Genomic DNA, 25,771 nt, shown 5'->3' with positions numbered 1-25,771 from the left:
GCCACCCGCCCCTGCGATCTGGCGGCAGCGAGGGTACGCGAAACAGTGCCGTACCGGCTCTGTAACGGAATGTTTAAACTATTCAGTCTGCCACGTAGGAATGCAGGCTCGGTTGGTGTAGTCCGGCCAATCATCTTGGCCTTTCGAGCCGAGGACCAGGGTTCAAATCCCTGACCGAGCACTTCTCGAACTGCTGCGAACTACAGAGCGACAGGACCCGTCAGCGGCGTCCGCAGTCGGTGCACGTCGACGACAGACCTTTACTGCGGGTGGGTGATGCCCCCCTATGACACACGACTGCGGATTCCTCTCTGAGCTGTCGCTGGCGGCCGATCAGATCTCCTTCGAACCAGCGGCGCGCGACGAGTTCGCGGCGGACTTCGGAACTCCACCCGACGCCGGGCGCGCGCCCGACGCGGTCGTCTGGCCGGAGACGACGGCCGACGTTTCGGCTGTCCTCGCCGCAGCCAACGAGCGGGGCGTTCCGGTGACCCCGTACGCCGCCGGATCGGGGATGCAGCGCAACGCGGTGCCCACCCAGGGCGGCATCACGCTCGCGATGACGCGGATGGACGCCGTCAGAGACCTGCGGCCGCGAGATATGCAGGTCGACGTCGAACCCGGCGTCGTCGGCGACGACCTGAACGATCTCGTCGCCGAGGAGGGCCTGTTCTTTCCGGCGTTTCCCCAGTCGGCGGCGTTTTCGACGATCGGCGGGATGATCGCCACCGACGCCAGCGGCATTCGGACTGTCAAGTACGGCGAGGTCGGCGACTGGGTGTTACAGCTCGAAGTCGTCCGCCCCGACGGCTCCGTGACCGAGGTTGGGAGCAAAGCGCGGAAGACTTCTGCGGGGTACAACCTCGTCGATCTGTTCGTCGGGAGCGAGGGAACCCTCGGCGTGGTCACGCGCGCGACGCTCGACCTCGCGGCGACGCCGCCGGAAACGGTCGGTGGGCGAGCCGTCTTTCCCACGCTCGAAGACGCCACGGCGGCGATCACCGACGTCGTGACCTCGGGCGTCGACGTCGCGACGATCGAACTCGTCGACCCGCTGACGGCCGAAATCGCCAACGCCTACACCGGCTCGGAACTCCGAGCGACGCCGATGGTCTTTTTCGAGGTGCACGGCCGGTCCGTCGACGCCGAGACCGACGCGTTGGAGGCGGCGTTCCGGGCCCGAGACGCCACGCGAGTCGAGCACAGCAGCAACGACGAGGAGATGGCCGAACTGTGGCGTGCACGTCGAGAAATCGGCCACGCGCTCAAAGAGTGGGACCCAGACCTCGACCTCGAAGTCATTGGCGACGTCACCGTCCCGATCGGCTCGTACCCCGCGATCGTCGAGTTCATCGGCGAGATCCGCGCGGAGTACGACTTCCCCATTCCAGCGTTCGGTCACGCGGGCGACGGCAACACCCACTACGCCGTCCTCTGCGACCGCGACGACCCCGAGGCGGTCGAACGCGCCCACGAGGCGTCCGGGCGCATCATCGACGAGGCACTCGCTCTCGGCGGTACCTGCACCGGCGAGCACGGAATCGGCGTCGGCAAGCGATCGTATCTGCAGATGGAATACGACTCGACCGCGATCGAGACGATGCGCTCGATCAAAGAAACCGTAGACCCGAACGGGATCCTCAATCCGGGAAAGATTTTCGAGTGAAGCTGTCGCGACGGCGGGTGCCCGGTCAGCAGTCCGCTCAACCCCTCGGGTGAGCTACCCCAGTATCTATATCCGTTCGGTGACACCTGTCGGTGTGGACTCTGCCCACCGCATCCACGTCGGCGACGCGAGCGAGATGGCGGCCGTCGACGACGACGCCGTCGACCTCGTCGTCACCTCGCCGCCGTATCCGATGATCGAGATGTGGGACGAGCAGTTCGCCGCCCAGTCCGACGCCGTGGCGGCGGCGCTCGACGACACCGACGGCGAACGGGCGTTCGAGGCGATGCACGCGCTCCTCGACGAGGTCTGGAGCGAGCTACAGCGCGTGCTCACGCCGGGCGGCGTCGCCGCGATCATCGTCGGCGACGCGACGCGAAGCCTCGGCGATCACTTTCGCGTCTACCAGAATCACGCCCGCGTGATCGGGGCCTTCGACTCGCTCGGATTCGACCCGCTTCCGGAGGTACTCTGGCGGAAGCCGACGAACAGCGCGGCGAAGTTTATGGGCAGCGGGATGGTGCCGCCGAACGCCTACGTTACCCTCGAACACGAGTACGTCCTCCTGTTCCGAAACGGCACCTCGGGCCGCTCGTTCGAACCGGGCGAGACGCGGCGCTACGAGTCGGCGTACTTCTGGGAGGAGCGCAACCGATGGTTCTCGGACGTCTGGACCGACGTCCGCGGCGCGCGCCAGGCACGAAACGAGGACAGAGACGTCGCGTCAGCCGGACTCGGTGGCAGCGACGGCGACGTGGAAGCGGCCCGCGCCTCCGACGCAGACCGGGCGGCGGGCGAGCGCGACCGAACCGCGGCGTACCCCTTCGAGATCCCGTACCGACTCGTCTGTATGTACTCGCTGTACGGCGACACCGTCCTCGACCCGTTCCTCGGGACGGGAACGACGACGCTGGCTGCGATGGTCGCCGGGCGCAATTCGATCGGCTACGAACTCGACGCCGACGTCCTTTCGGAACTCGACGACAGCGTCGGCCGGGTCCGCGATCGGTCGCGCCGAGTCGTCGAAGACCGTCTCGCCGCCCACCGGGCGTTCGTCGAGGCACAGCGCGCCGAGGGCACGGTGTTCGAGTACGAGGCGGAACACTACGACTTCCCCGTGCGGACGCGTCAGGAGCGCGAAATCAAGTTCCGCGTGGTCGACGCGGTGGACGAGACTGACGACGGTTATCGGGTACGGTACGAGCAGATCTGAGCGCGGCGCGCAACCCGTCGCGCCTCACCCGCGCAACGCGGCCGCGACGTCCCGCGCGCGCCGGCGAATATCGTCGGCGTCGCCGGTCTGGAGGCCGCCGAAGTCGGCGTCGTAGACGACCTCGCCGTCGACCATCGTGAACGTCACGTCGTCGCCGTGTGCGGAGAAGACCAGATGCGAGAGCGGATCGTACAGCGGCGTCGCGCGCGTCACGTCCGTGTCGATCGCGATCACGTCCGCGTTCCACCCCTCGCGCAGCGCTCCGACCCGCTCGAACCCCGCAGCGCGCGCGCCGCCGAGCGTCGCCATCTCGAAGACGACCTGCGCGGGCGCGACTTCCGGATCGAGCGTGTCGACCTTCTGGAGGAGGCTCGCCTGCCGCATCTCGGTGAACGGGTCGAGCGTGTTGTTACAGGGTGGCCCGTCGTTGCCGAGCGCGACGTCGATGCCGCGGTCGAGATAGTCCGGGATCGGCGCGATGCCGGAGGCGAGTTTCATATTCGACGACGGGCAGTACGTGACGTGCGTCCCCGTCTCTGCGAGTATCTCGCGCTCCCGTTCGTTCGTGTGGACGCAGTGAGCGAGAACGACGTCCTCGCCGGTCAGGCCGACTTCGTCGAGCCACTCGATGTTCCGCATTCCCGTGTCGTCCTCGACGGTCTCGATCTCGTCGCGGTTCTCGCTGGCGTGGGTGTGAATCCGAACGCCGTCGTAGCGGTCGGCGATCTCGCGCGCGCCCCGGAGGCACGCTTCCGTACAACTCACGGCGAAACGAGGCGTGACGGCGTACCGGATCCGGCCGTCGGCCGCGCCGTGATAGGCTTGGACGAGCCGCTCCGTCGATTCGAGCGCCGCCTCGGTGTCTTCGGCCAGCCCTTCGGGGGCGCGCTTGTCCATCAGGACCTTCCCCAGTCGACCCCGGATCCCGAGGTCGATCGCGGCCTCGAATGCCGCCTCGGCGTGGTTGACCGAGAGGTGGTCGATCGCGGTCGTCGTCCCGCTTTCGAGCAGTTCCAGATAGCCCAGTTCGGCCGCCGTTCGCATCTCCTCGCGTCCGAGTGACGCCTCCATCGGGAGGACGTGCTCGAAGAGCCAATCCAGGAGGGCGGTGTCGTCGGCGATGCCGCGGCCGACGCTCTGGACCGAGTGGACGTGGCCGCCGACGAGCCCCGGTGCGAGCAGGTCGAACTCACGAACGGGGTGGTCGGGATAGGCGTCTTCGAGGTCGGCGCGCGGTCCGACGGCGGCGATTCGGTCCTCCGCGACGACGACTGCGCCCTCGTCGTAGACGGTCTCCGGGTCGGCGACGACAGTTCCTGCGAGGAGCATCCCACCGCTCTCAGTGGACGCGGCGACAAGTGCTTTGCGCTCGTCGCGGACGGTCGAAAGCGAGACGGGAGACCGCCCGGTCACCCGAGGAACGCGGGCGTCGTCGACGGCAGCGAGATGAGCCACAGACTCACCGCGGTGTAGCCGATCATCACGAAGACGAACGGGTACTGGCTCCGAATCGCCTGGAGCCGGCTGGGAAAGAGCTGATACGCCGTCGAGTGCGCGACCCAGATCGCGACCAGGTGTCCGCCGAGCACGAAGACGATGTTCAGCGCCGACACCCACGCCGGGAGCGTGAACACCACGGGGTTCGCCGGCGCCGACAGCGGGTCCGCGAGCACGGCCGACAGCGACGGCAAGAGCGAGAGGAAGAACGCGAAGTAGTGTGCGAGGTGGTAGCCCGCCGCGATGACCAGCAGCGACGGCGCGAAGGCGACGACGAGTTCGCGGGGCGTGCGCGTGGTCAGGATGCGGCGCACCGCGATGCGGGCGGCTCCGAGGAACGCACCGTAGAAGACGGCAAAGCCGCCGACGAAGAGCACCGCGTAGACGAGGATCGGCGGGAGGCCGACGCCGACGACAGCCCGGATCACAGAGGCGCCCTGCTCGGTCGTGACGAACCCGCTGAACGTGAGTTCCCAGACCAGCGCCACGGCGATTGCGACGTCGTCGAGGCCGCGGACGAGGCGGGTGTCGTCGGCGTCGACTGTCTGGCTGTCGCCACCGTCGCGGCGGGACTCGTCGGCCCAGTCCTCGACGAGCCGCATCGCCGGCAGCGACAGCCGAAGTCGTCCGTCCTCCCACGCGAGCGGCGCGACGCGGCCGTAGAACCGGAAGAACGCCGAAACCGGATCGGCGTTCCGGAACCACGCGTCGCTACCGACGAGCACCGCGCCCGCGAGGGCGACGACGGCGTAGCCGGCGACGGCGGCCGCGAGCAGGTTCGGTTTGTTCGTGACGCCCGTCGTCGTCTCAACCCAGATGAGAAGGAGAATCCCGGCGACAGCGGGCCACCGACCCAGCCGCTCGGGATAGTCGACGACGCCGGTCGGCAGCCGCGAGGTGACGGCGCGGAACGGGTTCAGCGCCGGCCACGGGTTTCCGATCGCGTACGCCGCCATCGTCAGGCCGGCACGACCGCCCGCGAAGACGACGACGACCGCGAAGTTGATGGTCGACACCTGCGGACCGGTGATACCACGGTAGACGATCAGCGCAACCAGGAGCGCACCGAGCAGGCTGCCGACCGCCATCCCGACGCCTCGGAGCCGGTCGCGTGTTCCGAGCCCGTGCCGCCACTCGTGGACGCGATTCACGAAGCCGCGATCGGTCACGAAGCCCGCCAGGAGCGCCGACGCGCCGATCGCAGCGCCGCCGGTCGCGACGTAGAGCCAGCGCGGGATCGAGAGCCCCTCGCTGGAGGCCTCAGAGAGTCCGACGGCCGCGTTGCTCGCGGCGACGCCGCGCGCGAGGAGCAGCACGCCGACCAGCGCGAGCGCGAACGCGCCGATTCGGGCGCCGCGCGGGCCGATGGTGCCCCCGAGACGTCCGGGTGCTGTCTCTGCGAGGTCGTTCACGGCGTCCTCGTCGTGATCGGACTGCGATGGGGTTTCAGGACGCATAGAACACGTAGAGGAAGAGAAAGCCGAAGTACAGCAACACCAGGATGCCGAGCGCGCGGATGCGGAACGAGCGGATCGCGCGCTCTTCGGCCGCGTAGGCGTCGCGGTAGGCGTCGCGGTCGGCCTCGTCGAGCACGCTCGGGTGGCGGACGCCGCGGTGCAGTACGAGCAAGTCGTCAGTGTAGAACGCGCGGCCGCAGACGTCGCAGACGTACTCGGGTGCGTCCCGAGTGTCGGCGGACCCCGCAGGGGCCGCGCTCGTGTGATCGCTCATCGTCGTTACCTGACCGTATCGGCGGCGTCGGTGTGTGTCTGTCGCTCTGTTTCAGGTCCAGGGAACCGATCGCTCCTGGAGTTCGCCGGCGAGCGGGCGCTGCATCGCCGCCGCCGGGTCGTCGACGTTCGCAAGCGTCCACATCAGTTTCACCTTGGCCGTCCCGGGGAGGGTGTCGCCGGCTTCGACGACGCCCGCATCGAGCAGATCGCGGCCGGTGTCGTACACGCGGTCGCAGACGCGGCCTTCCAGACACTGACTCGTCATCGCGACGACGACGCCGTCGTCGACCAGCGATTCGAGCACGGGGATGAGATCCGTGTGGACGTGTCCGAGGCCGGTGCCCTCGACGACGAGGCCGTCGAGATCCGCGTCCCGAAGCATCTCGGCGTAGCGGTCGACGTCCATCCCGGGGGTGAACTTCAGGAGGTCGACGTTCTCTTCGAGGTCAAGATGCGTCTCCAGGTCCGTCTCGCCGCGTTCGGCGTACTCGCGGCGGAACGTGACTTCCTCGGCGTCGTAGTCGACTTCGCCGAGCGGTTCGGCGCCGATGGTCTCGAAGGCGTCGCGCCGGGAGGTGTGGTTCTTGCGGACGCGCGTGCCGCGGTGGAGCGCACAGACGTCGTCCGACGTGGAGGCGTGCATACAGACGAGTACCTCCGCAGCGTCTGCTTTGGCGGCCTCGACGGCGCTGACGGCGTTCATCACGTTGTCCGAGGAGGGACGGTCCGCCGAGCGCTGACTGCCCGTGAAGACGATCGGGACGGGCGTATCGAGCATATACGACAGCGCGGACGCGGAGAACTGCATCGTGTCGGTGCCGTGCATCACGACGACGCCGTCCGCGCCGGCACGGATCTCCTCGACGACGGCCTCGGCGAGTTCCTGCCAGACGCCCGGCGTCATATTCTCCGAGAGGATGTTCGTGACGACCCGCCCGCGGTAGTTGGCGCGGCCGGCGAGATCCGGCACGGCCCGAAGCACGTCTTCGGCGTCGAACTGCGCCGTGACGGCGCCGGTGCGGTAGTCGACCGTCGAGGCGATCGTCCCGCCCGTCGAGATGAGCGAGATCGTCGGCAGGTCGTCGTCGAAGTCGATCTCGGAGGGGCCGGACTCCGTCTGTGCGGACTCGACGTCGTAGACGTCGGATTCGAGGACGTCCACGTCGGCGTCCTCGCGCGTGATGCCGACGTTGTACCCGCCGTCGAGTTTGACGACGAGGTGCTCCGACGTCGAGGAGGGCATCAAGACGCCCTCGTTCGTGACGCCCGCGCGTTCGACGCGGACGCGGTCTCCCGGGTTCATACCCCCGGATACCCAGGGCGCGGACTTGAATCCATTCGTTCGCGGCGAGCGAGTGGCACAAGAGTCACGACCCGTCGCAACGATGGTCGTGTATGCAGCGCTCAGAGGAACAGGAAGAACGGACGGCCGACCCCGCGTCGCTGCTCGACGACGACGGAGCCGAGAGTGATAACGCGGGTCCGCGTGACGCGGCCGGCAGATCAGCAGACGATGCGAGCGCGCGCGGTGGGCGGCTTCGGCGCGTACTTCCGTCGGCACCCGGGTCGCTTCGCTCGCCGTTCTCGATCCGCTCGTTCCTCGTCGTCCTCGCGCTCTCGGTGGTCGGCGTCGTCGCCGGCGGCTCGATCCCGCTCGTGGGGTCGGTCGGTCAGTTCCTCGGGCTGTTCGTCGTCGCCTTCGCGGTCGGGGCCGTCGGCTCGCGGCGGCGCTATCTGGAAGTCGGCCTCGCCGGGGCAATCGCGGCGGGACTCGCGTTCGTTCTCGGGACGCTCACCAGCGTCTTCGCGCCCGTCGCCGTGCGGATCCTCGCGGATTACGGCGTCGCCATCGCCGGCGTCGGGGTCGGCGCCGGACTCCTGGCCTCGCTCGCGGGTCATTACTTCGGTCGCGACCTCCGCGACGGGCTCACCCGGGATGTTTGAGGGACGGCCCAGGAACTGTTCGACACGCACTCCGTGGCGGTCGGATTCACTTCGCTTCGGTAGCGTTTTGCCGCCGGCTCCGGACTCGCGAGTATGGCGATACTTCCGGAGGGGTTCAGCCTACCGCCGCTGCCGTATCTCGTACTCCTCGTCGTGGCCGCGGGCGCCGTCGTCGGCGCGGTCTCCCGACGCCGCCCCGCGGTCACGCCCGGTCGCATTCTGGCGTTCGTGCCGTGGATGGTGCTCGGTTCGGCGCTGCACGTCCTCTACGTCGAGAACTCGCTCCCGTCTCCGGTCCGCCCGCTCGCTGGAACGCCCGCCGTCTACGTCACCGTCGCGATCGTCGGCGTCGGGGCGTGGGTCGCGGCGGACGCGCTCCTCGACAGCGGGACGGTCGCCCGTGCGCTCGCGCTGGTCGGCGGCGTGCTCGCGCTCGCGTCCGTCGCGGGCGTTTTCGCGGTCGGCGCGTCCGCGGGCACGCTCTCGCCGGTCGTCCCGCTGGCTGGACTCGTCGTCGCGGGCGTCGTCGCGGCCGTGACCTGGCTTCTGCTCACGCGCACCGTTCCCGATGTCCGGGCGACGGGCCCGATCGGTGCGTTCGCGGTCTTCGCGCACGCCCTCGATGGGGTTTCGACCGCCGTCGGCATCGACGTGCTCGGCTTCGGCGAGCGGACGCCGCTCTCGCGAATCATCATCGAGTTCGCCGCCGGGCTGCCGACCGAACCGGTGCTGGGTGCGGGGTGGCTGTTCGTCCTCGTGAAGATCGCGATCGTCTCGCTTCTCGTGTGGCTCTTCGCGGACCTGATGGAAGAGGACCCGACGCAGTCGCAGTTGCTCCTCGGCTTCGTCGGTGCCGTCGGCCTCGGGCCGGCGGTGCACAACATCCTGCTCTTTACCATCAGCGCGCCGGCGTAACTGCGCTACCTCGCAGGACGACGCTGTCTGATACCCTGATCACGCGCGCCCGCGAGCCACGCCCGAGCGCTTTTGTGAACTGGGGGCGTCTCCCCGAGAAATGTCACGCGTCATCTGCGCCGGCCACCTGAACTGGGACGTGACTCTCCGCGTCGACGCGCTGCCCGACCCTGACGGCGAGGTGGCCGTCGACTCGCGACGCTGCGGCGGCGGCGGCAGCGCCGCGAACGTCGCCAACGGCCTCGCGGATCTCGACGTCGACTCGTCGCTCCTGGGTAGCGTCGGCGACGACGAACACGGGCGAACGGCGCGGGCGGAACTGGCGGACAACGGCGTCGACGTCTACCACGTCGTCACCAGCGAGGAACTGGAGACGTCGACGAAGTACATCGTCGTTGAGCCCTCGGGCGAAGTGATGGTGCTCGGCTGTCCCGGCGCCAACGAGGCCTTCTCGGCCGACGACCTCCCCGACGCGGCGCTCGACGGGGCAGACCACCTCCATATGACGAGCCAGCGGCCCGAGACGGCGACCCGTCTGGCCGAGCGCGCCGCCGAACACGGCGTTCCGGTCAGCTTCGACCCCGGCCGCCGAATCGACGACCGGGGGTACGGTCCGGCGATCACGTCGGTCGATTACCTCTTCTTGAACGACCGCGAGGCCGCGCTCGCGCTCGATGCGTTCGATCTCACCGAGCAGACGCTCGTCCTCAAGCACGGCCCAGAGGGGGCCGAGATACGGGACGGCGAGCGGCGCGAGGCGCATCCGGGCTACCCGATCGACGTCGTCGACACGACCGGCGCGGGCGACGCCTTCGCGGCGGGGTTCCTCGCCGCGCGTGTCGAGGGCGCCGACGACCAGCGCGCGCTCGCGGTCGCGAACGCCTGCGGCGCGCTCGCGTCGAAAGCCCCTGGCGCGCGGACGTCGCTGACGTGGGACGACGTCCGGGCGTTCCTCGGGGAGTGACGCCGGACCTCTGCGGTGTGAGTTCGGACCGCCATCGGTGACCCGAAACAGGGGTGTTTTTGCCACCGGACGCGGGAGGTGTGATCGATTGTGACGTTCGTGCTCGTCGCTGCCGCCGCACTCGGGAACGCGCTCTCGGCCGCAGCCGGCCGTATCGGGTCCGTTTCACTCGTGACCGACACGGGGGGGATCATCGATGGCGGCGCAGCGTACTTCGTCGTCGCCTGCGCGCTCTGTGGCCTCCTGGCCGCCGTGGTGATGGACGTCCCGATGTCGAAACAGGAAGACGGATTCACGCCCGCGTACGTCGCCGCCGCCGTCGTCCGTCGGGTCGCGCCCGAGAAGGTCTCGCTCTCGGAGGCGATCGCAGTGCACCACGCCACCGGCGCCCTCGCGGGCGTGCTGTACGCGCTGCTGTATCTCGTGGTTTCGATCACCATTCCCGGACTGCTCAGGATCGGCGGCGTGGATCTGCTCCCGCATCTGGCCGCCACGGTCGGCGTCTCCGCGTTCGTCTATGGCTTTTTCGCGCACGTCGTCCTTCCGCGTGCCGGCCGCCGGATCTACGAGGAGCGCTCGACGGCAGTCCGGGGCCAGTGGCTCCGGTCGACGTTCGTCTTCGCCGCCGTTGTCGCGGTCGCGACGCCAGCGTTGACGACGCTCCTCTAGGCGCGAGGACCGATGGCGTTCCGCCGAGCGCCCGCGGCGACGACACGGACGGTCGGTGCGTTCCGTCGCCGCGCGATCGGCCGGTGACCGCGTCGTTTTTCACCGTCTCCCGCGAGCAATCGGATATGGCGAAACAGCCGCACCTCCTCGTCGAATCGGGCGACGTTCACGACACCGCGCTCATTCCTGGTGACCCCGGTCGCGTCGACCGGATCGCGAGTCAGTGCGAAGACGCCGAGACGGTCGCCGAAAACCGCGAGTACAAGGTCGTGAACGCCACCTACGAGGGCGTGCCGCTGACGATCTGCTCGACGGGGATCGGCTGCCCCTCGGCGGCGATCGCCGTCGAGGAACTCTCCCGCGTCGGGGTCGAGACGGTGATCCGCGTCGGGACGACGGGCGCGCTCCAGTCCGGGATCGAGATCGGGGATATGGTCGTCGCGACCGGCGCGGCGAAAGAGGAGGGGACCTCGAAGCGCTACGAGGACGCCGTCATTCCGGCCGTCCCCGACTACGACGTGCTCTCGGCGCTCGTCGACTCCGCCGAGGCGAACGACGAAGACGTACACGTCGGGCCGATCGTCTCCGACGACGCGTTCTACAACGAGACCGACGCCTACGTCGACGACTGGGAGGACGCGAACCTCCTCGCCGTCGAGATGGAAGCCGCCGCGGTGTTCTCGATCGCGCGACGGAAGGGGATGGCCGCCGGCGCGATCTGCACCGTCGACGGCAACCTCGTCGAGGGGACACAGAAGGGCGCCGACTCCGACGCCGAACTCCCCGAGAAGGCGAAGAACAACGTCGAGCGAGCCATCTCGCTCACGCTGGACGCCGTCGTCGATCTCGCGTAGGCGATGTTCGGACGGCGTCTCCTCGACGCGGCGCTCGAAGCGCTCGCCGCGGCGCGGAACCGCCTCCGACGGATCGAGCGGCGAGAGGCGTCTGAACTCCGCCGCTGGGTCCAGAACACGGGCAATCTGTTACACCTCTCGATCGTCCTCTTCATCCCGGTCGTCATCGGATTCGTCACGTACCTCTCGAATCAGGTCCAGACGCTCTCGTTCCTGCTGTTCCCGCCGCTCGCTTCGGGGACTTACACGCTCGTTTCTGATCCCGAAGGTCAGTACGCCGACCCGCTTCGGTTCGTCGCGAGCCTCACCGTCGGCGCGCTCTGCGGCCTCGCGGCGTACACGGCGACGACGTGGGCGTACGGCCCCATCGAAACGGGGATCGTCCACCCCGAGAGCGCGGCGCTCGCGATCTTTCTCACCGGTCTCGTCACCTGGGCGGCGCGCATCGAGGCCCCCTCGGCGTTCTCGACGGCGCTCCTCGCGCTCGTGACCGGCGACGTGGAACCGGTGACATACGTCGCCAGCATCTTCCTCGCGGCGACGGTGGTCGCGACCGCGTTCGTCGTCTGGCGCGAGGAGTTCTACGAGAAGCGCGCGCAGTACCTCTACGAGACCGTCCACGGCGACGACCACGTGCTCGTCCCGATGCGGGGCGAGACAGCCGAGCGGACCGCGCTCTTCGGCGCCCGGCTCGCGGCCGCCCACGAGGCTGGTAAGGTCGTCCTCTTCGACGTGCTCTCGACGGCGGAAGCTGAGGCCACGGAAGCTGAGGCTGTGGAAGCTGAGGTTGCGGACGCCGACACCAGCGCGGAATCGGCCGCCTCGATGGCCGGAGGCGGGGATGCGACCGCAACGACAGCGGCGGAGACGACCGGAGAACGCGGCGACGACACCGACGCACCCGTGGCGAACGAGTCCGTCCAGCGACTCGAACGGTGCGCCGACGTCATCCGCACGCGCGTCGGCGTCCCCTGCGAGGTCGTCGTCGTCGCCGGCGAGCCGGTCTCGGCGACGGTCGAGGCGGCGCGGAACGCAAACTGCGACCTCGTGGTGACGCCCTACGAGGAGGACCGCGGCACGCTCTCGGGCTACGTCAGCGGTATCTTCGACAGCGACCTCGACGCGGTGGCGTTCCGGTCGGTCTCCGATCGTCGCCGCTGGAACCGCGTGCTCGTCCTCGTGGCCCGCCCGGGCGACGTCGCTCACGGGATGGTCGATTTCGCGACCCGCCTCACCGGACAGCGCGGGACCGTGAGCGTCACCACCTGCATCGGGGGCGAGGTCGAGCGCCGCCCGGCGGAACGCCGGCTCGACCGCCTCGTCGAGACCGTCGAGGGGAACATCGAGACGCGCGTCGCTCGCTCGCCCGTCGACGAGTTCATCGCCGCCAACGCCGACAACTACGACCTCCTCGTCATCGGCTCTAGCGGCGAGCGATCGCCGGCCTCGCGGTTCGTCTCTCCGCCGACGTTCGAGCGCGTCCAGCACCTCGATTGCGACGTCGCCGTCTTCGACAGAGGTCGCTGATCCGATGCGTCGTGATCAGTGATCGGAGTCGGCGTGGCCGCTGCGTTCGCTGCCATTCTCGTCGTCTCCATCAGCGGCTTCACTAACGGCTGCGGCGGCAGCCTCTAGGTCTTCGTCGCCCTCGGCACCCAGCAGGCGTTCTTCGAGCGCTTCGGCCCCGTGGCCGCCGAGCGCGGACTCCGCGAGGAAGTGCGCGCCCAGCGTCGCCGGACTAATGACGGTGTCGGCACCGGCGCGCTTCAGCTTGTTCACGTTCTCGCGCTGCGTCGCGGCCGCGACGATCGTCACCTCGGGATTGAGCTGGCGCGCGGTCAGAATCGCGAGCGCGTCCTCGGCGTCGTTGTTCGTCGCCGCGACGACGGCCTGTGCGACCTCGACCTTCCCGCGTTGCTGGGCCTCCTCGTCGCTCGGATCGTCAGTGAGGACGGTGTAGCCGCGGTCCGAGAGCCGCCGGGCGCGCTCCTCGTCGGGGACGACGACGAGCACGTCGGCCTTCGAGGAGAGTTCTTCGAGAATCGGTTCCGTCAGGTCCCCGAAACCGAGAACGAGGACGTGGTTTTCCAGTACGTCGAGTTGTTCTTCTGTCATACGTCCGAGTGCTTTCGAGAACTGCGCTTCGATGAGTGGGGTGAAGACGACACCGAGGACGACCGCGAACGACGAGACCGTCACGAGCAACACCGACAGCGCGAACAGTTCGCCGACCGCCGAGCGCGGCGTGATGTCGCCGTAACCGACGGTGCTGCCGGTGACGAGCGAGAAGTAGAATGCGTCGAGGAGCGTGCTCACGCCGTTGAACTCCTCCTGTAAGGCGTACGCCCCGACGGTCCCGTAGCCCTGTGCGCCGGCGAGCGCCGCCAGCGACGCGATCTGCGTCGTCGACAGCGACAGTTCGCGGTCGAACGCGCGGACGTTCACTCCGACGACGAGCAGCGCCAGCACCGAGAGGGCCACGAGCGGTAGCGACAGCTCCGAGGACTGCAGGACGCCCTGAGCGGCCGTGATCGGAAACAGGAAGAGCGTCGCATACCACGCCGCGCGGAGGCGTCGCCGAAGCCCGAACGCGCTCACGAGGAGCAGGAACCCGGTCAGTGTCCCCGTGAAGGCGGTGATCTGGCGGACGACGCCGGAGACGACAACGCCGAACAGCTGAAAGTCCGCCGTGCCGCCGACGCCGATGTTGGCGATGCCGGTCACGACGGCGAGGACACCGACGAAGAACGTCAGTACGACTGACGCGCGTGCGCCGATCCAGTCCCGCGAGAGCGCCATATCTCTCTCTGCGTCGTCTCTGGGTTAATAGTCTCGTCATTTTCCTCGCGCGACCGCTTCACGGCTTCCGGAAGGCGATGCAGCGACAACTGTAAATCGTCGGGCCGAGAGGTGCCGTCGATGGCGTCGCTCCCTGTCGAGGTCCTCTACGGACTCTACCTCGGCGTGTTGACCGGACTCGTTCCCGCGCTCATCGCGTGGCTGCTCGGGTTCGGGTTCAAATACTTTACCGGAATTACGATCCCGGGGCTGGGGGTCGTCGGCCTCGGTGTCGCGATCGCGGGGCTCAACGGCGGTCTCCTCGCGCTCGCGGACCCCTCGCTCACCGGGTCGACGAACCAGTTGCGGCTCACGATCGCCTTGCTCGTCGTGCTGATGGGGACGCTGTACGCCCACGCACAGGGCGATAAGATGGGGGCGGCACTCCCGAAGCGGCTCAACCTTCGGGAACTCACGAAGCGGACGCTCTCGACCGACGTCGTCGAACTCGTCGGCGGGCGCGGGCAGGTCCGCATCAGCGTCGTCGGGGACGTCGGCGACGTCGAGGGGTATCCGCCGCTCCCCGAGGCGCTCCACGAGTCGATCCGCGCGGAGACGTGGACGTTTCCGGCCGACCTCCCGCTCGTCGAACTGGAATCGCGCGTCGAAGCCGCGCTCCGGACCGAGTACCACCTCGTCGAAGTCGCTGTGACGCTCGACGAGCGCGGCCGGGCGACGGTCGCGGCCGCGCCGCCGACGAGCGGGCTCTCGAAGCACCTCGATCCCGGGGAGCGGGCCGTCTCGGTCGACGCGCTGATCCCGACGGGCGCGGCGCGTGGCGACGAGGTGACCGTTCTGGCGGACGGCGAGCAGTTCGACGCGCGACTCCTCGGCGTCGTCGACGGGGGAACGACGCCGACTCCGTCCGGGGATACCGAGACCGACACGACTGACGAGGCGGCCACCGACGGCGGCGACGCAGACCTCCCACCGGAGTCGCCGTCGCTACCCAGGGCCGTCGGCGGTCGGGTCCGAGTCACGCTCGCGACCGATCGGCAGACGGCGACCTCGCTGCTCGGAGCGGACGACGTCCGCCTCGCCGTCCGTTCGCGAGGGAGCCGCCGGGAATTCGAACTGGTCGGACTCCTGCGCCGGACGGGCAAGCGATTCCGGCGGGTCACGGTCAGCGATCGGAGCGAACTGGCTGATACGACGCTCGGTGAGGCGTCGGTCCGGGACACCTACGGCGTGGCGGTACTGGCGGTCAGACACGGCGGATCGTGGGCTATCGCCCCGCGCGGGACGCGGTCGATCACCGCGGGCGACGACCTCGTCGTCGTCGGGAGCACGTCGGAGCTCGATCGGTTCGCGGAGGTGGCGTCGTAATGTCCTCAGTCGGCGTCGCGCTCACCGCGCCCCTCCAACTCGGCGACACTATCCCGGCGGACCCGTCGTTGATCGGCGCGCTCACTCGGGTGGTCGGGCTCGCAGCAGTCGCTGCGATAGTCGCTGCCGCTGCCGCGGTCGTCTATCGCTGGTACACGCGCGAGGAGATCCCGGCGTGGCTGGCGACGCTCACGGGGGCGTCCGGCGTCGCGCTGTATCTCAACGCCGTGGGCCTCTTCCAGCAGGCCGTCGGATCCGACCCGGCGGCGGTGTTCGACCCGATGGTCGTCCTCGTCAACGCGGCGGCGCTCGGCGCGGCAATCGTCGTCTCGCCCGCCGGACGCGCGGTCGGCGATCGGCTCACCACGAGCGCGTTCGCCGTCGTCGGCGCCCGCGAACTCGACACCGAAGTCAGCCGGCTCGTGAGCAACGTCGGGCGCGTCCGCGCCGTCGAACTCCCGGAGGTCGAATCCGACGTCGACGACATCGAGGGCTACGAGCCGGTCCCGGCGGCGACGAAGGACGCGCTCGCCGGGAAGACGCTGCTCGTCCCCCGCAATCTCCGCGGTGACGCCCTCCGCGACCGGGTCGTCGCGCGCATCAAGGAGGACTACGGCGTAGGCTACGTCGACCTCGAACTCGACGACGACGGCACCGTCACGCGGCTCGGGCTGGGCCGGCGCGTCGCGGGACTCGGAACGACACTCGCCCCCGGCTTTGCCGCCGTCGCTGTCCGGGCGGACCCCGGGGCGGGCGCGTCGGCGGGCGACGCCGTCCAGTTGTGGCGGCGGACCGAGGCAGGTGAGGGCGCGGTGGAGAGCGCGAGCGGGACCGCAGCGCGCGTCGCGAGCGGCGAACTCCGGGCGGTGACCGGCGACGTCGCCACCGTCGTCGTCGACGAGGCGGACGCCGAAAACCTCGATCCCGCGGCGTCCTATCGACTGCTCACGCTCCCCAGCGACCCCGGCGCGGAGCGGGAGTTCACCTCGCTGCTACGCGCGGCCGACGAGACGATGGACGTCGTCACCGTCGGCGCCGGGAGCGACCTCGACGGGGCGACGGTCGGCGACGTCGACGCCACTGTCGCCGCCGTGCGCCCCACGCGTGGGGCGATCGAGCCGATTCCGGCGCGGAGCCGCACGCTCGCCGCCGGCGACGCGCTCTATCTGGTCGCCCGCCCGGAACGGCTGCGCGACGTGGCAACGCTCGCAGCGGCGTAACGCTCAACTCGCCCGGCGCGCGAGTGGAAGTATGCACACGGTCAACTGGCGACTGTTCGCCGACCTCGCCGAGGTGGCGGGCGGACGCGAACACGCCGTCTCTGTCGAGGCTGAGTCGACGATCGGCGACGCACTCGACGCGCTCTTGGCTGACTGTGAGGGACTCGGCGACCGGATTCTCGACGGCGAGGACCTCGCGGACGACGTGAATCTGATGCAGAACGGCTCGCCGGCGGACCTCTCGGCGTCGGTGGCCGACGGCGACGAACTCGCGATGTTCCCGCCCGTGACCGGCGGGTCCGCGCGCTGACGGGCGGCGACCGCCGATACGAGGAAAAACGGCGCGGCGACTACGACAGCCACTCCTCGGGCTTGGTGTCGTAGTCGACGTCGGACGCCTGAATCCGCTCTTCTAGCTCGGGGTCGAGTTCGAACTCGTCGAACGAGTCGCCGTCGTAGCGGATTCGAACGCCGGCTTCGGTCGGTTCGGGCTCGCGGTTCCGCCGCCGAGCGACTTCGACCTCGTGTTCGTCGAACTCCTTGCGGATCGTCATCAGATTCACCGGGCGCCCCCACAGCTCGTGGATGCGTTCGAGCACGTCGCGTGCTTCGCCGATGTCGAGCATAATGCCGTTGTAGCGGTGCCCGAGCAGCAGTTCGCCACGGTTCTCGAAGTTGTCGTCGAAGACGGCGATCGTCGGCTTCCCGAAGTTGGTGAACTGCAGGAGCAGCTTCTTTTTCACGTCGGCGTGGTCCGTCGACGCCACGCGGAAGTCCCCCGTCGCGCGGGTGTACTCGTAGGTGAAGTAGTGGTTCTCCTCGACGAACTCCGGCGAGAGGAACGCGTCGACGAACGTCACGTCGTTGTGACTCCGGCGGACCTCCCGCATCCGGTCCCAGCCGGCCGTCTTGTCGACGTCGTCGATAGCCTCCTCGACGCTCGCGTACTTCTCGTCGTCGAACATGTATCTGGAGAGCTGTTCGAGTTCCGAGCGGCGGATGCGACGCAGGAAGCCGCAGTACTGCGGTTTCAGGAGCGAGAAGTGCCGCTCGGCGAGTCCCTCGTAGGTGAGGACCTTCCACGGGTAGCGGTCGACGTCGACGGCGTCCGGATCCGACAGCGCCCGGTCCAGCGACTCCCAGTCGACGCGCGGGTCGTCCTCGGGCAGCGCAGCGAGGTCGTCGATGGTGTCGCTTCGGACCGTGTCGATCGCCGCCGGCGGTTCGAGCAGCGACTGCACCCGCTCGAAGTCGACGGCGTCGTGGAAGTTCCGCCAGGTAATCCCCTCGACGCGGAGCAGCTTGTCCGCCACCTCGCGCCGGTTGGTCGTGTTCTCGACGTACTCCCACAGCTCCTTCCCGAGCTTGTAGGGGTTCATCCCCGGCGAACCCAACACCCGCGATTGGTGATCGGCGTAGGTGAGGAACTCGTCTTCGCCGGCAAAGCGCTCCTCGCCCATCATCAGCGACTCCCAGAAGGCGGCCCACCCCTCGTTCATCGTCTTCGTCATCTTCTGGGGGGCGAAGTAGTACGCCTCCCGGCGGAGCAAGTCGAGGACGTCCTTCTGCCAGGACTCCATCTCGACGGCTTCGCCCGCCTCCTCGTCGTAGACCGTCGCGTGCTCGCGGAGGAACCCGAGCACGTCCGAGCGCGGGTGATCGAGGTCGGCCGCGGCGGCTTCCGCCTCCGCGAGGTCGTCGAGCCACTCGTCGTCGAAGACGGCCTCTCTGACCGCCGCAGAGAGGTCCATCCCGTCGAGTCGCTCCCGGAGGTCCTCGGGCTGGGTCCGGCCGGTATCGGGGTCGGCGCTCAGGGGTCGGTGTTGGTCGATCGTATCCTCTAAGCACGTGACGGCGTCGACGAAGCGCTCGACCGCCTCGCGGTCGATGTCGGAGCCGTCGACGTACCGCTGGATGGTCTCGGCGTGCCGTTCGAGCATCGCCGCGGCGTCGAGGTCGTTGTCGCCGGAGAACCGGCTGAACCACTCGTTGTTGCGGAAGAAGTCCGCGTGGGCCTCGACGTGGGTGATGACCGCCTTCTGGTCGGCCAGCGTGTTCGACTCCTGCAGGAAGGCGTGGCTCGGGTCGTCGTTGTTGACGATCTCGAAGGCCTTGCCCATCCCGAACTGGTCTTGTTTCTGCTGGCGGTCGTAGGTCATCCCCCAGCGCCAGTGCGGATACCGCCGCTGGAACCCGCCGTAGGCGATGAGCTGATTCATCTCGTCGTAGTCGACCACCCAGTAGTTCACCGGGTAGGGGTCGAGTCCGAGTTTCCGGGCGAGCGCGGCGGCCTCCCGGACCGGCTCTTCGAGCCGCTCGGCCTCCTCGCGTGCCGCCCGTCTGAAGCGTCGCAATCTGGTGGTCATAGTGTGTGTTGTGTGATTGGTTGAGTGGTGTCGGCGCGCATCGTCACGACGTCTCCGCCTTGGCCTTCGCCGACGCCGGCTGGAGGATCTCGTAGATCGCGTCGGTGACGTCCTCGGGCGAGCCGACGGACGCGACGACGACGTCGCCGTCGTCCGCGAAGGCGCGATCGACCTCCTCGGCGTGCGTCGCGTTGATCGCGGTGCCGCCGGGCTGGGTCTCCACGTACGCGTGGCGGTTCGCCGGGATGTCCCGCATCAGCGGGATCACCCGCTCGGTCGTGTCGTTCGAGGAGTTCTCGGAGTCGCCGGCGGCGAAGACGTAGCGGTTCCACTCCGCCCAGGGGTACTGCTCTTCGAGGACCTGCTTCGCCAGTTCGTACGCGCTGGAGATGCGCGTGCCGCCGCCCGAGCGGATGCCGAAGAACTCCTCGCGGTCGACCTCCCAGGCGTCGGCGTCGTGGGCGATGTAGACGAACTCGGCGTTGTCGTACTTCCCCTGGAGATACCAATCCAGCGGCGTGAACGTCCGCTCGACGAGTTCGCGCTTCGTCTCGCGCATCGAACCCGAGACGTCGCGGATGTTGACGACGACGACGTTCTTCTGCTTTTTCTCCTCGATCTCGGGATGCCGGTAGCGCTCGTCGTCCCGGCGGAACGGGATCTCGCGGAGCCCGCGCCGTCGGATGCGCTGGACGGCCGTGCTGCGCTCGACGTTGTCGGTCATCTCCTCGAAGGAGTCCCAGCGGCCCCGCTCGTCGTCCGAAATCTTGTCCCACTCGGACTCGATCCACGGGAGCGAGACGAGGATGTTCTCCTCCCGGCACCAGCGGTAGACCGACTCGGGCGTCTCGCCCGCGACTCGCATCGCCTCGCGGACGAACTCCTCGTCGAAGTCGGTCGCGAGCTTCCGCTTGAGTCCCTGTTTGAACAGCCGTTCGAAGTCGAGCGTGCTGTTGGGGCCGGTGCGGGTGACGTCGGTGAAGTCGCCCTCGATCTCTTCGATCACTTCCTTCCCTTTGGGTTCGAGATCGAGACCGAGCTCCTCGTCGAGTTCCTCGGCGAACTCCTCGGGGTCCATCTCGTAGTAGCCGTGCTCGCCGCCCTCCTCGCCGGGTTCGCCGTCCTCGTCGCCGTCGCCGTCCCCGTCGCCGGGTTGCGGCTGTGGCTGGCCGACGGGCTGGCCGACGTCTGGGGTGCCGCCCTGTCCCTGGCCGACGCCGCCGCGGTCGAGTTGGTCGTACTTGAACTCCGGTAAGTCGACGACCTTGATCGGAATCTCGATCTCGTCGGAGTTCGAGCCGCTGAGATCCCCGTATCGAATGAACGATTCGAGGTCTTCGCGGCGCTCTTCGCCCACTTCGCGGAATCGTTCGAGGTCTTCTCTCAGTCCCATCGGTGGCGCACCTCACGCATCACTGCGCGGCTCGTCAGTTCGGCCGACGCCGGCGTGTAGCCGCGGGCCGTCAGTTCGTCGATCGTCTGTGCTTTCAGCCGCGCCGTCTCCGTGTTCTCCGGCGGGTCGTCCCACTGTGCGGGGTCGAAGTCCTCGTAGAGCCGTTTGACGTCGTCCCAGTCGTAGGTGTCGAGCACCGATCGGATCACCGGAATCTCCGAGAGGTCGACGTCGTCGACGGTGAACCCGGCGTCGCGGTTCTCCCACGCGTAGCGGTTCAGCGCGGTGATGATCTTCTCGCGGCGGAACTCCTCGACGGAGTCGGTCGGGCGGTTTCCGAGGTAGTCGTCGTCGTCGAACCGACCGAGCTGTTCGGTCTCGAAGAGCTTCATCAACAGCGGATCGGGATCGACCGGTCCGCGCTCGGTCTCGATCTGCTCGTCGCCGTCCCACGCGTAGACGTGCTCGACGTACTCTGCGACCGTCTCGCGTTCGACCGAGCGGTCCGCGAGCAACGCAGCGAGCACGTCGGACTCCTGTCTGTCGAGAACGTACTCCTTTGCCAGCGTTACGCGGTCCTCGTACTCCGCGCGCTCCGAGCGGGAGAAGACGGGGGCGTCGTGGAGGCCGGCAGCCATCGCGTCGAGTACGTCCTCGGGCAGGACCACGTGTTCGACGGCGAGGTCGGTGTGCCAGCGGTCGGTCTCCTCGTGCAGCAGGTCCGCGATGACGTCCCGGGTGAACGTGACGGGGACGCCGTGGATCCCCTCGCCGTCGCCGTCGAAGTCGAACTCGTCGACGCGCGTCCGGTCGTCGCCCTCCTGAACGTAGCCGAAGTCGAAGAGCAGCGCCTTGTCGACGAGGTCGTAGCCGGCGGGGACGTCCTCGCTGTCGAGTCGGGTGAGCACGCTGTACATCGCGGCCGCCTCCACAGCGTGCGGCGCGAGCTCTCTGGCCCGCACCGACCCCGGCGCGTTCTGCACGTCGACGACGAGCGGCGCGCGGACGCGCTCGCGGAGTTCCTCTTCGTCTTCGACGTCCCAGACGGCCGTTTCGTCGGTGAGCTCCCGGCGGATCAACTCCGCCTCCAACGAGACGTTCGTGAGGTAGCGGAACTCGTGTTTGTCGAGCCGGCGCTTGAGCGCCTTCAGCGGGTCGCGACCGTTCCGGTCGGCGTACTTGTCGAGTTCGGCGTCGAGGTCGGGGTTCGAGATGATGACGAGTTGGGTGTCGACGTCCATCCCGATTCCCTTATCTAGCTTGACGTGTCCTTCGTCGGGGACGTTCAGGAGCTTCTGGAGCAGGTCCGCGTGCTGGGCGGCGTCCTCGACGATCGTGAGGAGGCCGTTGCCCTGCGAGAGCACGCCGTCGTAGCTGAACGCCTGGGGGTTCTTCCGCCCGCGCGAGTCGAGTTCGCGGAGCATCCCCGGCATCCACGACCCGACGAGGCGCTCTTTGGGCGAGCCGTCGTCCTCGGAGTGGAGGACGCCGATCCCGCGCCCGACGTCGACGACGTAGTTCTTCACGCGCAGGTGCGAGGGGTCGGTCACCGCCGAGAACAACTCCCGGCGCCCGTTGCGGCGGTACTTCTCCTCTAAGAACTCGTAGGCTTCCCTGCAGAACGGGTCGAGTTCCTCGTCGACGGCGATGGGGACGTGATCGCCGGACTGGCGGTTCAGTTCCGCCAGGAGGTCGCTGCGAACCGCCGACGGGAAGACAGACAGCGGGTGTGACTGTACCGGGCTCTCGTACCAGTCGGACTCCTGTTCGGGCGCGGTCGACTCGCCGCCGTACGAGAGGCCGCGGGTGTCGCTGGCGGCCGCGACGTTCCACTCGACGGTGTAGCGCCGACCGGCGTCGGTCTTCGAGTACGCGCGCAGGCCGTTGATGAGACAGCGCTTGAGCTCGGACTTTCCGGTCGCGGTCGGGCCGTCGAACCAGAGGATCTTCTCGGACTTCCCCCGGTCGGCGGCGATCGTCCGGAGGTCGTCGACGAAGCGGTTCAAGACCTCGGTGTTGCCGAGGACGGCGTGTTCGCCGTCGTTCGCGGGGTCGTCGAAGAAGCGGTAGCGCTCGCGCGTCTCCCCCTCTTCGAGAACCGTTCGCGTTCCCATCGACTCGATCGCGTCCAGCAGGTACTTCGAGGCGTGGGCGGCGATCGACGGTCGCTCGAACGCGGCATCGACGTACGCCTCCAGGCTCATCGGCTCCTCGTAGGTACCGCGGAGGTGGTCGTCTGCGGTCTCGACGTAGTCCTTCGCGGGGTTTGGGTTGTGGGCGGTCATCTTACTCTTCCAGTTCGCTCTTTGCCACCTCCGCGCCGGCGAACTCGAGCACTTCGCGGGCCCCCTCCGGGGAGTAGCCCTGGTCGATCAGGGCGTCGATCCACGCGCTGCGCTCGTCGTCGTCGAGTTCGTTCGCGCTGACCAGCGCCGAGAAGTTGATGTTGTGTTTCTTGTCTTCCCAGAGTTTGCGTTCCAGCGCGCGGCGGAGTCGGTCGTTGTCCTGCGGGTCGAAGGAGGTCCCGTCGCGGGCGCGGCGGGAGACCCAGTTCGAGACCTCCTGGCGGAAGTCGTCCTTCCGGTCTTCGGGGATCTCGAGTTTCTCCTCGACCGAGCGGAGGAACGTCTCGTCGGGGTCCTGCTCGCGCCCGGTGAGTTCGTCTTCGACGGTGGCGTCGTCGATGTACGCCATCACGTGATCCATGTACTTCTCGCCCTGCCGCTGGATCTCTTCGAGATCGTACGCGAGCGCGTGCCGCACGTCCTCGATGGCGCGCGCCTTGTACTCCTCGCGGACGAGTTCGAGGTAGCGGTAGTAGCGGTCGAGGTTGTCCTCGGGGATCGACCCGTGGTTCTCCAAGTTGGCCTCGAAGTGCGAGAACACCGACAGCGGCGAGAGGTACGACCGGTCGCGGTGGGTCGAGTCCATAATCGCCTCGGCGATCTCGTCGCCGATGAACCGCGCGGAGACGCCGTCCATCCCCTCGCCGATGTCGGCTTTCTCCTCGCCGCTCTCGCGGATTTTTCGGACGTCGACGTCGTCGCCGTCGTCGATTTCGCCGTTGTACGCCTTCGCCTTCTGCACGAGCGAGACGTTGCCGTCGGGTTCGGTGATCCGGGTGAGCACGCCGAACAGCCCCGCCATCTCTAAGGCGTGCGGTTCGATGTGCATATCCGGGACGTCGGCGTTCCGGAGCATCTTGCGGTAGATTTCGGCTTCCTCGTCGTACTCTAACACGTACGGGAAGTCGATCCGCTTGGTCCGGTCGTTGAACGCCTCCATCTTCTCGTCGCCCTTCTTCTCTCTGTATTCGGGCATGTTCGTCCGCCCGACGATCACCTGGTCGATGTCGATCCGGGGGTTGTTCTTCGGCTTGATCGTCTGCTCCTGGGAGGCGTGCAGGAAGTCATAGAGGAACTCCCGCTGGAGCTTCAGCAGCTCTTCGCCGGAGAAGAGCCCGCGGTTGGCGTTACAGAACGCCCCGGAGTAATCGAACGCGCGCGGGTCGGACTCGCCGTAGACGGCGAGTTTCGAGTAGTTGACGTCGCCGGTGAGTTCGGTCTCGTCTTGGTTCTTCTTGTCCTTCGGCTCGAACGTCTCGACGCACTGCCGCTTGTTCTCGGAGGCGACGAGGCGGACGATCTCGACGTGGTTCTCCAAGACGGCCTGGAGGTCGTCGTCGTAGGACGCAAGCAGCGAGTCGAGATAGAACTCCGAGGCGGGGTCGAGCGTCTGGTCGTTCCGGATCGTGTACGGCGCGTCCAGTCGCTCGTTGAGGCGCGCGAGGACCTCGTCGCGCTGCTCTTGTGGGAGGAGGACCAGCGGGTCCTGATTCATCGGGGAGGTGACGACGTCGTCCTCGGGGTCCTGATCGCGGATGACGTCGCAGAGGTTCGTCCACCGGAAGGTGTACATCCGCCCCGCGTCCGTCGCGGTGTAATCCTCGAAGTAGCGTCGGACCATCCAGTCGAAGTGCGATTTCCCGGAGCCGACCGGGCCGAGGAGGAGTTTGATCCGCTTCTCGGGACCGAGTCCGCGCGCACCGGATTTCACCTTGTTCACGAACTCGTGAATCGACTCGTGGACCTCCCGTCCGTAGAAGGTGTTTTCACCGTCGTGGAGCGGATCTTCGGCGGCCATCCGATACTCGACGACGCCGGCGTCCTCGTCGTAGTCGGTGCCGTAGTGGTCGAACATATCGGCCACGCGCTGGTGGGCGTTTCTGGCGATACGCGGGTCTTCGTACACCGCGTCGAGGTACCACTCGAAGCGCTTCGCTTCGCGAAGGTCCGAGGGAACCGAGTCCTTGTATTGCCGACTCAGGGATTCGAGGGTTTCTCTGTCACCGTTCATTGTTTGTCCGTCTCGGGGAGCGACGCCGCGTCTCCCTGGCGCGTGGCGAGGGTAGACGCGCACGGACGCGATGGCGCGCTCGTGGCAAGTATGGTATGATTACACATACCAATCAGCACGCGCGCGGCGAGACGTCATCGGGCGACAGCGACCAGGCGGCGACAGGGCGACAGAACGTCGGGATTCAGCGGGCGGTGCGCGTACAGGCGGTCGCTCGATCCGATTGACCGAGACTGAGAGTGTGTGAGTGATCGACACACATAAGCCTTCCCTCGGTTTGGGGGGCGATACCTGGGAACTGACCGTCCACAACGCGACGATATATGTATCCGGGAACCCGAAGACGGAGTATGGAGGACCGCCCGCGACCGGCGAGAGACGACGAACGCGACGGCGCGGCAGACGACGCCCCCGAGAGACCCCCATCCGGTTGGACCCTCTGGAACGACGAGCCACAGGGCCGCCGTATTCTGGTGTTTCGGCCGGACGTATTCAACGAACAGAACGGCCTTCCCGCGGAGTGTCTCCCGACGATTATGATCTCGAACGGGTCGCGGGCCCGCCGTCCCGGTGCTTCCCAGATTCCGACGACCACCTGGCACGTCGTCCTCACGCTCGAACCGGAGATCGAGGCGGTAGCCGAGTCGTACGACAGCCGCGCCGCCGCACTCGCGGGCGCGAACGACCTCGCCCGCCGCTTCGCCGACGGCGACGTCGACTACCGCGCGGCGTATCAGATCCCGCGCGAGACCTACTTCGAGCGCCTCGACGAGGTCGTCGGCGCCGGCGAGTGAGCGTATTCGGTCAGATTACCACG

The 25,771-nt window shown here is 68.0% G+C and carries 22 protein-coding genes and 1 tRNA gene; 14 read left to right on the top strand and 9 right to left on the bottom strand.

What is annotated here, in order from left to right:
- The first annotated feature begins 106 nt into the window (after nucleotides 1-106).
- From RBH22_RS11155 to RBH22_RS11145, 3 genes are all read left to right on the top strand, one after another.
- Nucleotides 107-181 (top strand) — tRNA-Glu (locus RBH22_RS11155).
- A 105-nt stretch (nucleotides 182-286) separates the two neighbouring features.
- Nucleotides 287-1,666, top strand: coding sequence for an FAD-linked oxidase C-terminal domain-containing protein (locus RBH22_RS11150; protein WP_306677510.1), 1,380 nt, complete (start codon nucleotides 287-289; stop codon nucleotides 1,664-1,666).
- A gap of 94 nt (nucleotides 1,667-1,760) precedes the next feature.
- On the top strand, nucleotides 1,761-2,879 hold the full coding sequence (locus tag RBH22_RS11145) for a site-specific DNA-methyltransferase (RefSeq protein WP_306677509.1): 1,119 nt from the start codon (nucleotides 1,761-1,763) through the stop codon (nucleotides 2,877-2,879).
- 24 nt (nucleotides 2,880-2,903) lie between these two features.
- On the opposite strand, the gene RBH22_RS11140 is transcribed toward RBH22_RS11145, so the two are convergent.
- The 4 genes from RBH22_RS11140 to gatD form a co-directional block, all read right to left on the bottom strand.
- Complete coding sequence (locus RBH22_RS11140) at nucleotides 2,904-4,208, bottom strand: 5'-deoxyadenosine deaminase (protein WP_306677523.1); 1,305 nt, start codon at nucleotides 4,206-4,208, stop codon at nucleotides 2,904-2,906.
- An 80-nt stretch (nucleotides 4,209-4,288) separates the two neighbouring features.
- On the bottom strand, nucleotides 4,289-5,833 hold the full coding sequence (locus RBH22_RS11135) for a hypothetical protein (protein WP_306677508.1): 1,545 nt from the start codon (nucleotides 5,831-5,833) through the stop codon (nucleotides 4,289-4,291).
- The gene (locus tag RBH22_RS11130) at nucleotides 5,823-6,107 is read right to left on the bottom strand and encodes a DNA-binding protein (RefSeq protein ID WP_256288983.1); all 285 of its coding nucleotides are present in this window, start codon (nucleotides 6,105-6,107) and stop codon (nucleotides 5,823-5,825) included. Before RBH22_RS11130 ends, RBH22_RS11135 begins: the two co-directional genes overlap by 11 nt.
- 51 nt (nucleotides 6,108-6,158) lie before the next feature.
- Complete coding sequence (gene gatD, locus RBH22_RS11125; RefSeq protein ID WP_306677507.1) at nucleotides 6,159-7,412, bottom strand: Glu-tRNA(Gln) amidotransferase subunit GatD; 1,254 nt, start codon at nucleotides 7,410-7,412, stop codon at nucleotides 6,159-6,161.
- A 92-nt stretch (nucleotides 7,413-7,504) separates the two neighbouring features.
- Here gatD and RBH22_RS11120 point away from each other — a divergent pair, with 92 nt between their 5' ends.
- From RBH22_RS11120 to RBH22_RS11095, 6 genes are all read left to right on the top strand, one after another.
- Nucleotides 7,505-8,053 (top strand): hypothetical protein, encoded by a 549-nt coding sequence (locus RBH22_RS11120; RefSeq protein ID WP_306677506.1) that lies wholly within the window; start codon nucleotides 7,505-7,507, stop codon nucleotides 8,051-8,053.
- 93 nt (nucleotides 8,054-8,146) lie between these two features.
- Complete coding sequence (locus RBH22_RS11115; protein WP_306677505.1) at nucleotides 8,147-8,968, top strand: DUF63 family protein; 822 nt, start codon at nucleotides 8,147-8,149, stop codon at nucleotides 8,966-8,968.
- A 100-nt stretch (nucleotides 8,969-9,068) separates the two neighbouring features.
- Nucleotides 9,069-9,932, top strand: coding sequence for a carbohydrate kinase family protein (locus RBH22_RS11110; protein ID WP_306677504.1), 864 nt, complete (start codon nucleotides 9,069-9,071; stop codon nucleotides 9,930-9,932).
- A gap of 90 nt (nucleotides 9,933-10,022) precedes the next feature.
- Entirely contained in the window at nucleotides 10,023-10,601 is a 579-nt protein-coding gene (locus RBH22_RS11105) for a hypothetical protein (protein ID WP_306677503.1), read from the top strand.
- Between the two features lie 125 nt (nucleotides 10,602-10,726).
- Nucleotides 10,727-11,455 (top strand): nucleoside phosphorylase, encoded by a 729-nt coding sequence (locus RBH22_RS11100; RefSeq protein ID WP_256288978.1) that lies wholly within the window; start codon nucleotides 10,727-10,729, stop codon nucleotides 11,453-11,455.
- A 3-nt stretch (nucleotides 11,456-11,458) separates the two neighbouring features.
- Nucleotides 11,459-12,982, top strand: coding sequence for an HPP family protein (locus RBH22_RS11095; RefSeq protein WP_306677502.1), 1,524 nt, complete (start codon nucleotides 11,459-11,461; stop codon nucleotides 12,980-12,982).
- Nucleotides 12,983-12,997: 15 nt separating this feature from the next.
- On the opposite strand, the gene RBH22_RS11090 is transcribed toward RBH22_RS11095, so the two are convergent.
- Nucleotides 12,998-14,254: an NAD-binding protein gene (locus tag RBH22_RS11090; protein ID WP_306677501.1), complete on the bottom strand. Its 1,257-nt coding sequence runs from the start codon at nucleotides 14,252-14,254 to the stop codon at nucleotides 12,998-13,000.
- 120 nt (nucleotides 14,255-14,374) lie between these two features.
- Between RBH22_RS11090 and RBH22_RS11085 the strand changes: the two genes are divergently transcribed.
- The 3 genes from RBH22_RS11085 to RBH22_RS11075 are packed head-to-tail and all read left to right on the top strand — an operon-like array spanning nucleotide 14,375 to nucleotide 17,149.
- A complete protein-coding gene (locus RBH22_RS11085; RefSeq protein WP_306677500.1) occupies nucleotides 14,375-15,619 on the top strand; it encodes a TrkA C-terminal domain-containing protein in 1,245 nt (414 codons plus the stop codon).
- A complete protein-coding gene (locus RBH22_RS11080) occupies nucleotides 15,619-16,839 on the top strand; it encodes a TrkA C-terminal domain-containing protein (protein WP_306677499.1) in 1,221 nt (406 codons plus the stop codon). The genes RBH22_RS11085 and RBH22_RS11080 overlap by 1 nt, the downstream gene beginning before the upstream one ends.
- A gap of 31 nt (nucleotides 16,840-16,870) precedes the next feature.
- Entirely contained in the window at nucleotides 16,871-17,149 is a 279-nt protein-coding gene (locus tag RBH22_RS11075) for a ubiquitin-like small modifier protein 1 (protein ID WP_256545585.1), read from the top strand.
- 40 nt (nucleotides 17,150-17,189) lie between these two features.
- On the opposite strand, the gene RBH22_RS11070 is transcribed toward RBH22_RS11075, so the two are convergent.
- Genes RBH22_RS11070 through RBH22_RS11055 form a run of 4 tightly spaced genes read right to left on the bottom strand, consistent with a single transcriptional unit; the run spans nucleotide 17,190 to nucleotide 24,954 of the window.
- A complete protein-coding gene (locus tag RBH22_RS11070; RefSeq protein WP_306677498.1) occupies nucleotides 17,190-19,205 on the bottom strand; it encodes a SpoVR family protein in 2,016 nt (671 codons plus the stop codon).
- A gap of 43 nt (nucleotides 19,206-19,248) precedes the next feature.
- Nucleotides 19,249-20,598, bottom strand: a complete 1,350-nt coding sequence (locus RBH22_RS11065; RefSeq protein WP_306677497.1) for a DUF444 family protein — start codon at nucleotides 20,596-20,598, stop codon at nucleotides 19,249-19,251.
- Nucleotides 20,589-22,883, bottom strand: coding sequence for a kinase anchor protein (locus RBH22_RS11060; RefSeq protein WP_306677496.1), 2,295 nt, complete (start codon nucleotides 22,881-22,883; stop codon nucleotides 20,589-20,591). The genes RBH22_RS11065 and RBH22_RS11060 overlap by 10 nt, the downstream gene beginning before the upstream one ends.
- Nucleotide 22,884: 1 nt before the next feature.
- On the bottom strand, nucleotides 22,885-24,954 hold the full coding sequence (locus RBH22_RS11055) for a serine protein kinase PrkA (protein WP_256288970.1): 2,070 nt from the start codon (nucleotides 24,952-24,954) through the stop codon (nucleotides 22,885-22,887).
- Between the two features lie 95 nt (nucleotides 24,955-25,049).
- Between RBH22_RS11055 and RBH22_RS11050 the strand changes: the two genes are divergently transcribed.
- Both RBH22_RS11050 and RBH22_RS11045 read left to right on the top strand, forming a co-directional pair.
- On the top strand, nucleotides 25,050-25,181 hold the full coding sequence (locus RBH22_RS11050; RefSeq protein WP_256288969.1) for a hypothetical protein: 132 nt from the start codon (nucleotides 25,050-25,052) through the stop codon (nucleotides 25,179-25,181).
- A 123-nt stretch (nucleotides 25,182-25,304) separates the two neighbouring features.
- A complete protein-coding gene (locus tag RBH22_RS11045; RefSeq protein WP_306677495.1) occupies nucleotides 25,305-25,748 on the top strand; it encodes a DUF5820 family protein in 444 nt (147 codons plus the stop codon).
- The last annotated feature ends 23 nt before the right edge of the window (nucleotides 25,749-25,771 follow it).

Source organism: Halobellus sp. H-GB7 (genome assembly GCF_030848585.1).
In the GTDB taxonomy this organism is placed as follows: domain Archaea; phylum Halobacteriota; class Halobacteria; order Halobacteriales; family Haloferacaceae; genus Haloquadratum; species Haloquadratum inordinatus.
Note: the sequence above shows the minus strand (reverse complement) of the source record. Positions and strands in the feature narration are given on the sequence as shown.